The sequence below is a fragment of the Falsiporphyromonas endometrii genome (assembly GCF_042654485.1).
Classification (GTDB): Bacteria; Bacteroidota; Bacteroidia; order Bacteroidales; family Porphyromonadaceae; genus Porphyromonas; species Porphyromonas endometrii.
The window spans coordinates 1-11,579 of the sequence record NZ_JBHSGO010000165.1 but is presented as its reverse complement, the minus strand read 5'-3'; the positions used below and the strand labels follow the sequence as shown (position 1 = coordinate 11,579).

10 protein-coding genes are annotated in these 11,579 nt (G+C 39.6%); 7 read left to right on the top strand and 3 right to left on the bottom strand.

What is annotated here, in order from left to right; translation table 11 throughout:
* The first annotated feature begins 182 nt into the window (after positions 1-182).
* Complete coding sequence (gene truA, locus ACFO3G_RS05285) at positions 183-938, top strand: tRNA pseudouridine(38-40) synthase TruA (protein WP_380078666.1); 756 nt, start codon at positions 183-185, stop codon at positions 936-938.
* 8 nt (positions 939-946) lie between these two features.
* Here truA and ACFO3G_RS05280 read toward each other — a convergent pair whose 3' ends face one another.
* Complete coding sequence (locus ACFO3G_RS05280; RefSeq protein ID WP_380078664.1) at positions 947-1,834, bottom strand: lamin tail domain-containing protein; 888 nt, start codon at positions 1,832-1,834, stop codon at positions 947-949.
* A 242-nt stretch (positions 1,835-2,076) separates the two neighbouring features.
* Here ACFO3G_RS05280 and ACFO3G_RS05275 point away from each other — a divergent pair, with 242 nt between their 5' ends.
* Both ACFO3G_RS05275 and ACFO3G_RS05270 read left to right on the top strand, forming a co-directional pair.
* Positions 2,077-4,143, top strand: coding sequence for an HD family phosphohydrolase (locus ACFO3G_RS05275; RefSeq protein WP_380078662.1), 2,067 nt, complete (start codon positions 2,077-2,079; stop codon positions 4,141-4,143).
* A 61-nt stretch (positions 4,144-4,204) separates the two neighbouring features.
* Complete coding sequence (locus ACFO3G_RS05270) at positions 4,205-4,753, top strand: shikimate kinase (protein WP_380078660.1); 549 nt, start codon at positions 4,205-4,207, stop codon at positions 4,751-4,753.
* Here the strand turns inward: ACFO3G_RS05270 and ACFO3G_RS05265 are convergent.
* Both ACFO3G_RS05265 and rpe read right to left on the bottom strand, forming a co-directional pair.
* Positions 4,680-6,197, bottom strand: coding sequence for a ComEC/Rec2 family competence protein (locus tag ACFO3G_RS05265; protein WP_380078658.1), 1,518 nt, complete (start codon positions 6,195-6,197; stop codon positions 4,680-4,682). The genes ACFO3G_RS05270 and ACFO3G_RS05265 overlap by 74 nt on opposite strands.
* 31 nt (positions 6,198-6,228) lie before the next feature.
* Positions 6,229-6,885, bottom strand: a complete 657-nt coding sequence (gene rpe, locus ACFO3G_RS05260; protein WP_380078656.1) for a ribulose-phosphate 3-epimerase — start codon at positions 6,883-6,885, stop codon at positions 6,229-6,231.
* A 773-nt stretch (positions 6,886-7,658) separates the two neighbouring features.
* Here rpe and ACFO3G_RS05255 point away from each other — a divergent pair.
* The 4 genes from ACFO3G_RS05255 (at position 7,659) to ACFO3G_RS05240 (ending at position 11,407) form a co-directional block, all read left to right on the top strand.
* Positions 7,659-8,246: a nitroreductase family protein gene (locus ACFO3G_RS05255; protein WP_380078654.1), complete on the top strand. Its 588-nt coding sequence runs from the start codon at positions 7,659-7,661 to the stop codon at positions 8,244-8,246.
* Positions 8,243-9,145 (top strand): diaminopimelate dehydrogenase, encoded by a 903-nt coding sequence (locus ACFO3G_RS05250; protein WP_380078652.1) that lies wholly within the window; start codon positions 8,243-8,245, stop codon positions 9,143-9,145. Before ACFO3G_RS05255 ends, ACFO3G_RS05250 begins: the two co-directional genes overlap by 4 nt.
* 43 nt (positions 9,146-9,188) lie before the next feature.
* Positions 9,189-10,118 carry a prolipoprotein diacylglyceryl transferase gene (gene lgt, locus ACFO3G_RS05245; RefSeq protein WP_380078650.1) on the top strand — a complete coding sequence of 310 codons (930 nt, stop codon included), beginning with the start codon at positions 9,189-9,191 and terminating at the stop codon, positions 10,116-10,118.
* Between the two features lie 80 nt (positions 10,119-10,198).
* Positions 10,199-11,407 carry an FprA family A-type flavoprotein gene (locus tag ACFO3G_RS05240; protein ID WP_380078648.1) on the top strand — a complete coding sequence of 403 codons (1,209 nt, stop codon included), beginning with the start codon at positions 10,199-10,201 and terminating at the stop codon, positions 11,405-11,407.
* Positions 11,408-11,579 lie beyond the last annotated feature (172 nt).

The following is an 11,579-nucleotide window of genomic DNA, read 5'->3' as shown; positions in this document are numbered from 1 at the left end:
GACAGACAATTCGAAATAATTTCTTTAATTTGTACTCGTGTAAGATTCATACGGTTTATCGTTTTATTTTGTTTTTTTCAAAGATAACAGTCTTGAGTCTTACACACTTTTTCGGGACAGTATCAAAATCTATGCGATATATTGAAACAACCCTTGTTATATAAAACAGACAACTCATAAGAATGCGATTCTTTATATACTTCTCTTACAATGGTGCCAACTATAGTGGTTGGCAAAATCAACCCAATGCAATCACTGTACAAGAGCAACTTGAAAAAGATATTTCGCTCCTTCTAAGAAAAGAGACGGATGTCATTGGGGCAGGACGGACCGATGCAGGAGTACATGCCAAACTAATGGTTGCACATTTTGATGCAGATATCAATACTGCTGAAGCTGCAGGATTAGTACCACGACTCAATGGACTATTGCCAAAAGACATTAGTATTCATAGGATTGTACCGGTCGTAGAAGGGACAAATGCCAGATTTGCCGCGACAGCAAGGACCTACAAATATTTCATTACAAGTACCAAAGACCCATTCATTGGAGAGCTGATGCTCAAGACCCACCTAAAGCTAAACTTTGAAAAAATGAATGAGGCAGCCAAAATAATGCTGGAGTATGATGATTTTGAATGTTTCAGTAAGGTAAGGACAGATGTAAAAACCTTTATCTGTCATATCCGAGAGGCATATTGGGCCCCTCATCCTTACATAACAGATTGCCATGTCTTTACCATTACGGCTGACAGGTTCTTAAGGAATATGGTAAGGGCAATCGTGGGGACTCTTTTTGAGATAGGAAGAGAAAAGAAAGAGCCCAAAGATATGCACACCATTATCGCATCAAAAGACAGAGGTATGGCCGGAAGTTCAGCTCCCGCCAATGGTCTTTATCTTTGGAATGTAGAATATCCTTACGAGATCTTTATCTAATCTTTCAACTATTGGTCTACTATCTTTATCATGGTTGAATAATGATCTGCATCCTTTAGAGATACGTATAAGATATACAACCCACTCTTTAGTCCCATCAGGCGAGACAAAGAGGTTCGAGAAAGTAACCCTTTGGCCCAAAGACGAGTCTGATAGTCTCCAAAACGCTTTTGCTGCAGTCCCCTCAAATCATAGACCACACTCAAGACAGGGCAGTCATGTGAAACAATCATATGTGCAAGATCTTTGGGACTAAAGCCATCATCGGCATCTTTATCAGAAGAAAATTCGTCAGTATTCTCATCCTCTATCCATTCACCATCTTCTGACGAGGCAATACTATTGGACCATGTAGGTGAAGCATAAGGTTTCTCCAGAGGTACAGCCCAATTGGATAAAACATGACTCTTGAGAGATGGGCTCTTCTTTTCGAGTGCATAACCATATGCGCTCTTCAATCCATAGGGATACAATGCCTTGGTGTGAGAAGCATAATCATGGACTATGTGCTTTCCCGAATCATATTCCAAAAGGGCAATTGTACAACCATTGTCTGATAATCTCGGCCAGCTATCAAGTTCAAAAACCAAACTCTCAGAAGCCTTAGGATATCGAGAGAGAATATCTTGTTTATCCTCTGTTAGCACAAACAACTCCAAAGGAGGTACAGATATCCCTTTTGGTAAGGAATGTCGCTTCCCTTTGGTAGTACCATCCTTAGCAAGTAAAGACAAAGAAAAAGCATCCAAAGAGATTGGATGATCGGACAAATTGGCAAGTTCGACATACTCTGCTCCTCCTTTTTGAGGACGAGCCATCAATTCATTGAAAACTAAAGTTTGCGAATATAATTGCGAACTGATAATAAAGAATAAAACAATAAGACTCTTTCTCATACGATTTAAGGTACTGAAATAATCAATCGTTCCCAATGAGAGCAATTATTCAACAAATGATTGTCAAGAACTTAGGAATGTAATAAAGTCCAATATGGCATTAGACTTGGCTCTATGTTTTGACTTATTACGGTCAATAGCACCATAAAAAAGGTCTAATAAGACTTTGGGTTTAATAATTTATCTTTGTAACCAATGTGTAAGTCAAAGAGCTATAGCTCACAACAACAATAACAATTGGTATGAAAAAAATAAGCTTCGACAGTATTAAGATCAACAAACTCAGTAAGTCGATTCAATCCTTATTGATGTTCCTTATTACGGCCCTTATTATTGCATTTATTGCGCCCAAGGACCAGAAGTTTCAATATACATTTACAGAAGGCAAACCTTGGCAATATGACCTTCTGACAGCTCCTTATGACTTTCCCATTCTTAAGACCGATGCAGATCTCTCCGCTGAGCAAGACAGCCTCTGTGAGCGGCAGATGCCCTATTACAACTTAAATGCTGATACCCTCAATGCAGCAATAAATCAATGGAAAATAAAGTTTGACACCTTCAAAAAGGGAGAGCATATCAGCGACAAGTATTACAACTATGTTGAAGATATGCTTCGTCAAACATACGAGACGGGTCTTATGGACGAAGAGACCAAACACAATCTAAGAGAGCAAGATCAATTGGAGGTGATGCTCAATTTGCCACAAAAAGGGATTGTCGAAAGGGTTCCTATCACCATCTTCAAGACGGTCAAAGAGGCTTACCTTGCAATCTTGGAGGATGCACCAAAAGGGATTGACAGTGACATTCTTAAGAAAATGAATATAGCAGAGCTTCTCTGGACAAATGTTAAATACAATAGTGAACTGACCAGCGAAGTGACTTCCGATGAATTGAGAAAGCTCTCGATTTCGACTGGGATTATTCAAAAAGGAGAACGCATTGTAGACAAAGGGGAGATTGTCGATGCACATATCTTCAATATTCTCAACTCCTATAAGATTAGCTACCAATCCAAAATGGGAACCACAGACAAGACTATTGTCTTCTTGGCAACCTTTGTAATTATTGGACTCCTATTTATGGCATTTTGGCTGTACTTCGTCATATTCAGACCACAATTTATGGATAAGAGAAGAAATACAATTCTTCTGGTCATGCTACTTCTTATACTTATAGGTATAACAATCGTCAACACATCCCTGCAATTATTCAACCTATACATCATTCCATTTGCAATGGTACCAATGATTGTAAGGGTGTTTTTTGACTCAAGAACGGCCATATTCTCCAATATTATCTGCATCCTCTCAGCAGCCCTATTTGTACCATATCAATACGAATTTATTGTGGTACAAGTCTTGGCCGGATTTGTAAGTGTATTCAGTCTTAGGACTCTTCGTACAAGGGTGGATATCATTAGAGCTTCATTCCTTGTCTTCTTGACTTATGTAATTGTATACATCGTATTTCAATTCTGGGGAAAGGGTACACACATAACAAAAGATATTACCTATATCATCTACTTTGGTATAAACTTGATCTTCCTTATGTTCTCATATATCCTAATCTATCTTATCGAAAGAGGATTTGGATACCTTTCTATCATCAGTTTGGTGGAGCTCGGCGATATGAATTCGCCTCTGCTAAAAGAGCTGTCGGAAAGAGCTCCGGGAACCTTCCAACATGTTTTCCAAGTGTCGATATTGGCAACTGAGGCTGCTATAAGAATTGGAGCAGACGCACCTCTTACAAGGACAGGGGCACTGTATCACGATATTGGTAAGATGAATGCCCCACAGTATTTTACAGAGAATCAGGGTAGTGTCAATCCCCACCACAGCTTGCCATACGACGAAAGTGCCAAGATTATCATCAAACATGTTACAGATGGTATCGCCATGGCACAAAAGAACAGGTTGCCCGACCAAATTATTGATTTCATTAGAACTCATCACGGCAAGGGCTTGACAAAATACTTCTACAATTCGTATTGCAATGAGCACCCCGGGGAAAAAGTCAATGAAGATATATTTAGTTATCCGGGACCCAATCCATTTAGCAAAGAAACAGCCATTCTTATGATGGCCGATGCAGTAGAGGCATCGTCAAGAAGTCTCAAAGAATATACCGAAGAGAATATCAAGAATCTTATCAATCGTATAGTTGACACAATTGTCCAAGACGGACTACTCAACGACGCACCAATATCTTTTAAGGACATCAAGGTTTGCAAAGAGGTGTTTAATGAGAAGCTAAAGACAATGTATCACTCAAGGATTGCATACCCCACCAAGAATGTTTAAAAGATAATTTAGTCAATATAGAAAGGTATAACTATCATACCGTAATAACTTAATCGTACCTATGCTGGGAGACAAACCTATATTTATCATCGGATACATGGGATCCGGGAAAAGCACAATTGGAAGAAAACTTGCCGATGAACTAAACTTCAACTTCATCGATACGGACTTCTTTATCGAAAATAGATTCAGACAAAGAGTACAGGATATGTTCAAAACGGTGGGGGAAGAGACATTTAGAAAGAGAGAACATATGGTGATAGAAGAGTTGTCGGGTATGACTCAATCCATTATCGCTACGGGCGGAGGACTTCCCTGTTTTTATAACAATATGGAGATAATCAAAACCTGCGGAATAAGTATATACTTGGAGGTCAGCAACGAAATATTGACACAAAGGCTCGAATTGTGTAAAAGGACAAGGCCCAGTGTTAAAGACAAAAGCGGAGAAGAGCTATTTAAACATGTAGAAGAAGGAATGGCTTTGAGAGCTCCTATATACCAACAAGCAGATATCATCATTTGTGCAAACAAACTTATGACAACTGAGGACGAGAAGGTACTAGCCAAGAAGATTGCTTCTCAATTAGTCGAATATGACAATAAGTAGCAATCCCTAAGAACATAAGCCATAATATAACCACCAATAAAAAAGGAAATCGCCCCTCAATCTGAGGAAGAGATGAGGATGTAAAATATTTAAGCAAAGAGGTATTTACCTCAGCAAGATAACACAAGGCTTGATCCAGTAAAGGTATTCGAATAGAGCAAAAGCTTATCAGCATTCTCAAAACCCCGAGGGGAATCATCAGCGTAGACAGAATGGCAAGAGGAAGATTCATTATGACCCCTAACAAAGCATGACTACCAAAGAAGTAAAGACACAGAGGCAGGACCAATGGCTGCACCGACACTCCAACCAAAAAGAGAGACCATAGATAATCAATCAAAGGATTCTCAAGACTTACAAAAGACCTGAGCAAGGGCATAAAGACAAGGATAGACAAAACACTCACATAGCTCAAAGCAAAACCATAATCATAAACCATATAAGGATTGATAAACAACAAAATCATGGCAGAAACAGCTAATATATTGAGCGTGTCACCGGGATATGGAAGAAGAAAAGAGATATAATAAATCGATAGCATCAAAGCTGCCCGTATCGTTGAAGGCGAAAGGCCGCAAATCCAGCTAAACCACCAAACCGCAGCAAGAATAATCAAATTGGGAAGTCTGACACAAAATAAACGAAGAGGATAGGTCAGCAGATAAATCAACAGTGCTACCACACCAAGATGAAACCCACTAACTGCCAAGATATGAGAAGCTCCACAATTGCGATAAGACATAGACACATCGGATTCATGGGCACTTTGCATTCCTCCGCGCCCCAAAATCATGGAGAGAAGAGACTCCTTTGAGAAGGCATCAAGAGGCAAAGAAGAGAAAGATCTTCGCAAACTAAGGTTGCTTAGCAAAGCTTTAACTTTAAGAGAAGAGTCATCACTGCCAAGATAGACGACATCAGATAAGGCATAAGCACTACCCGACATTCCCTTCGACAATAACCAATGACCATACCCATGCAAATCGGCTTTCCCTTCTTCTTGATCAAAGAATGATGATATACCTTTTAGTTTGACCTTCAGTTTTATCAAACTACCGGGAAGTAAATCATCTTCCCCGGAGTAAAAAGCCAAATTGTGTCCCTTTAGAATAGGATCTGAACAGTCAAGCACATGACAATAATAACGCATACCGGAGGGTCTCAGAGTACCGAACGAACGGATATGAAGTGTCACATCCACCACCTCCCCGGGAGGGAGCTGACGCTTCTTAAAAGTAAAGACATAAGACAATGAGGCTCCCAACACGAAGCCTAAAAAAAGGTAGAGTATGTCGGAAATAAAGGACGACCTACGACGAGTTCCATAAATGAGATAAGCAGAAACAGATAGAATAAAACTGCCCCACAACAGACAAGGCAAATAGATTGAAGGGTAAGCACCATAAAGAAAAACACCGCACATCATGGCTAATGTAAGCCACAATGCACGGCGTCCTTTTAGTAATAAAGATAATTTATCTCTTAAGATTGTACAGCCCTTCTATAGCTTGTTGCGGATCTTCACTTCCAAAAACATAGCTTCCTGCCACAAGAGCATCGGCACCGGCAGCCACAAGTTTTGCACCGGTAGTGGCATTGACACCACCATCCACCTCTATCAAGGTCTTCAAACCTCGCTTATCAATCATATTTCTGAGCTTGGCAACCTTTTCCAAAGTATGATCGATAAACTTCTGACCACCAAAACCGGGATTAACACTCATAAGGAGAACCATATCCAACTCTTCCAAAACATCCTCAACCAGACAAACCGGTGTATGTGGATTGAGTGTAACCGCAGCCTTCATACCGGCCTTGCGAATAGCAGTAAGCGAACGGTGAAGATGAGGACTCACCTCATAATGGATATTCATCGTGTCAACATCAAGAGCTGCCAACTGATCGACAAACTTCATCGGCTCGACAATCATAAGATGCACATCAAGAGGCTTCTTAATAATCGGACGAATAGCTTCTAAAATGGGAAAGCCAAACGAAAGGTTAGGGACAAAGACTCCATCCATGACATCAATATGAAGCCACTGAGCTTTGGAATTGTTAATCATCTCAATCTCCTTTTCCAAGTGAAGGAAGTCAGCTGATAACAATGAGGGCGAAACAATTGTATTCATCTTTAATTAATTTTATGGATAAGGAGTAGCACCAATCAAAAACTTCATCAATAGAACGGACTTGAAAATGCTACTTCCAAAGCACAAAGTTACAACATCCTTGACAAATGCTTCAGAACACTCAAAGTATGTGCATGCTCCAAAAGATGATTGTTTAGCTCTTGAGAAGAGACAAAATCGTCTGAATCATAAATATTCGCCATCGAAGGTGAACAATAATTGTAGATATCATGCATAGGCAACAATGGTTTGATAAAACATATGCTCCAACAACGCGAAAAGTCTTAACCCTGCCTACCCGTCTGAGGTTCTAACTACAGACCTATAGCAGGCTATGTACGAAGGCAAGACTCCAACCATTTATAAAATGATAACACAATGTTATAGAGCTCACTATATCTATTAAACGAAACAGGAGCAACTATATTGTACAATGACTAAGATACTTGTCAAGAGTAAATAGATTTGCTCATACTTTTGAGAGTAAAGCACTTCATCAACATACTCTAATCAATCAATGTGCATAAGTGCAATCTCTATGTCGATAACTCCAATTATTCAATGAAATGATAATTTAACCTCGCACACCTTTTGAAAATACAAACTGCATTGAAAAGCTCTATTAAACGAACCTCCGGTGTACCTAAAGAAGACTTTTCAACGATCTCAACTAACTATTATAGAGTATATATATGGATATATCTATCTTAAAATAAAGGCAATTGGAGTATATTATGTAATTTTGAAGTTGATAAATCAATTTATTCAATCATATGATTAGAGAGCTTTTGATGCGAAATCGCACTTATAGAAGATTCAAAGAAGATGTTCGCATCCCCGAAGAAAAACTTGAAGAATGGGTAGAAAACGCAAGATATACAGCAAGTATGCGAAACGTTCAACCCCTAAAATATATTATCGTTTCGCAACCAGAGAAATGCAATAAGCTCACCGAGATGGTCACATGGGCAGGATATATGCCGGAATGGGAAGGACCCAAAAAAGGTGAAAGACCCACAGCTTATATTGTACAAATACTTGATACAGATGTAGCTGCTTCAGGGAGATATGATGAAGGATTGCAACTGGAAGCCATTACACTTTCTGCATGTGAAGATGGCTTTGGAAGTTGCATCATGCTTAGCTTTAGCCAAGGAGATATGACAAGATACTTTGACTTGCCGGAAAACCAATTTCCATTGGCTGTTGTTGCGCTGGGCAAACCTGCCGAACATGTCGTCATAGATGATATGTTGCCATACGCAGATGTGAAGTATTATCGTGATGATAACGACATTCACCATGTGCCAAAAAGAACTGTGGACGAACTTATACTCAAACGTATTTATCCTGAAATATGAACTTAAAAAAAATTAGAGCAGCCGTTATTGGCTTTGGAAACATTGGAAGTTATGCTATCGACGCCATCAACGAAGCCGAAGATTTCGAATTGGCAGGATTGGTTAGAAGAAGCATCAAGCCCCTTCCCGAACGCTATTCACACATTAAACAAGTAGAGAATATAGACGAACTGGGCAAAGTGGATGTAGCTATCCTTGCAGTCCCCAGTAGAAGTGTTTACGAAGAGGCACCAAAATACCTTGCCAAAGGAATCAATACAATTGATAGTTTTGATATCCATACAGAGATAGCTCAACTTCGCAAACAATTAGCTAAAGAGGCTAAAAATCATCAAGCCGTGGCTGTACTATCTGCCGGATGGGATCCTGGAAGCGACTCGATTGTCCGTACAATGATGCAAGCCATTGCACCAAAAGGAATCACATACACCAATTTTGGACCCGGCATGAGCATGGGACACTCCGTTGCAGCTAAAGCAATCGAAGGAGTCAAAGATGCTCTTTCAATGACCATCCCATTAGGAACATCTGTACATAGAAGAATGCTATATGTAGAGCTCGAAGAGGGACACAGTCTTCAAGAGGTTACCAAAAGGGTAAAAGCAGACGACTACTTTGCCCATGATGAGACTCATGTAATAGCTGTAGAGTCCATCGATGCACTAAAAGACGTAGGTCATGGAGTCCATATGATTAGAAAAGGGGTAAGCGGATCGACACACAACCAAATAATCGAATTTGATATGAAGATCAACAACCCGGCCCTCACTTCTCAGATAATGGTAGCTGCAGCTCGAGCTTCTCTACGCCTCAATCCGGGATCATATACACTTCCCGAGATACCGGTGATAGATCTTCTTCCGGGAGACCGCGACGAATGGATTAGCAAGCTTGTATAATCCAAAACACAATTAAGAATTAAAACTCCAAGACATAAGAGTTATGATAAACTGGAATGTAGACCCTAATATATTTACCATCTTTGGAAAAGAAATCAGGTGGTACGGTGTGCTCTTCGCTATCGGATTGGTCATATTTGGGCCAATGATAGAAGAGAGAATATGGAAAAAGGAACACTTGCCGGAAAAGTGGATTCAGAAAATGGCAATCTATGTATTCCTGTGTACCGTAATTGGGGCAAGACTTGGTCATGTACTCTTTTACGATCCCGCATACTACTTTGCCAACCCAATCAAAATACTTGCAATACATGAAGGTGGATTGGCCAGCCATGGAGGAGCATTGGGACTACTTTTCGGGATGTGGCTATACTCTCGCAATGTTACACACAAAGGTTGGCTATGGGGATTAGACAGACTGGCAGTACCGGTAGGACTTGTAGCAGCTATGATTAGGATGGGGAATCTCATGAATAGCGAAATATTCGGTCGTGCCACAACTATGCCTTGGGGTTTTAGATTCTTAAGATCAAATGAATACTGGAAGTTTATTGTTGGACAGTCAAGTGACGTCAGTCAGCTAATAGCCAAAAATGGAGGCATATCCGAAATGCAAAAGATGCACCCGGATATCTACAATCAAGTCATCAATACCCTTCCGGCGGCACATCCAACTCAAATTTATGAAGCCATTATCTATCTTGTTATATTTGGTCTGTGCATGTGGCTCTATTTCAAGAGAAATATAACTGCCAAATACAATGGCATGATTGTGGGAATATTCCTAATCGGTGTATTTGGCTCGAGGTTCTTTGTTGAAATGCTAAAACTTGTACAAGAGCCTTGGGAGATAGATTTGGTCAACAAAATTGGACTCAATATGGGACAGGTACTAAGCATTCCACTCGTCATATTGGGAATATATTTTGTGTACAACGCTGTGACTAAGGCAAAAGAACAGCTTATCAAATAACAGAATCATAACTATTATGAATACCTGTTCAGACTATAGAAAAAACCTAAAAGAATAATTAGATATAAAGTAAGATCATTATGTTTGAAATACCTCAGATTACAGAAGGAATCTACTATGTTGGCGTCAACGACAGAGCAAAGGCCAAGTTCGAAAATGTATGGCCTCTCTACAAGGGAGTATCATACAACTCATACTTGATTGTCGATGAAAAAGTTGTTCTTATAGATACAGTTGATGTATGTTATAGCGACATATTTTTCTATAAGATAGACTTGATACTAAAAGGAAGACCCATCGATTATCTCGTTGTCGATCATATGGAGCCGGACCACTCCGGATCAATCGGTTTGCTCAAGCAGAAGTACCCTGATATAAAAATCATTGGCAATAAGAAAACATTTAATATGCTCAATGGATATCATGGGATAACCGAAAACTTGGTAGAAGTAGAAGAGGGTATGTCTATCAAAATAGGTAAGAGAGAGCTCAGCTTCATCATGGCACCAATGGTACACTGGCCGGAAGTAATGTTTACATACGAACAGCATGACAAGGTGCTCTTCTCTGCTGACGCATTTGGAACTTTTGGAGCACTCGACGGTCACATCCTCGATAAGGATATGGATATCGATAAATACTGGTACGAAATGGAAAGATACTATGCATGTATCGTAGGCAAATTTGGCCCATTCGTCCAAAAGGTGTTCAAAAAACTGCAAGACAATCCTATCGAAATTGACTATGTATGCTCTACTCATGGCCCGGTATGGACAAAAGCTCATTTCTCGGAAGCAATGGCAGTATACGATAGATTGTCAAAGTATGAAGCATATGAAGGGGCATGTATCATATTCGGATCAATGTATGGACATACTGAGATACTTGCAGATACAATAGCTCAAGCAATTGCCAAGAAGGGAATCAAAAATGTAGTCGTACACTCTCTCACAAGCTCTGATCCTTCAGATATACTAAGGGATGTATTCAGATACAAAGCAATAGTACTCGGGGCTCCAACATATTGCAACAACCTATTCTCTCCAATGGAGCATATCATCCATCTCATCGAACTTAGAGAGGTGAAAAATAGATATCTATCACTGTTCGGATCATGTACATGGGCAATACAATCAATCAAGAAAATGACTGCATTGACCGAAAAGTTAGCATGGGAAAAGATTGGTGAACCGGTAGAAATGAAGATGGCTCCAACACCGGAAGTACTAAACAAAGCCGCTGAATTGGGTGAACAGATAGCACAAAAGCTAATCGAAGACAGAAAGTAAATAAGATCTATTTAAATACACAAAGGGGAAGTTATTAACCAAAACTAAGAAGCTGTTTAAATTTAATTGAAAAACAATCTTATATAAGGCATTAATATATTGAATATCAGTAGGTTAGTTGATTTATTATTTGTAACTTTATGATTATCAAACAATTAAAGTTATGGAACAA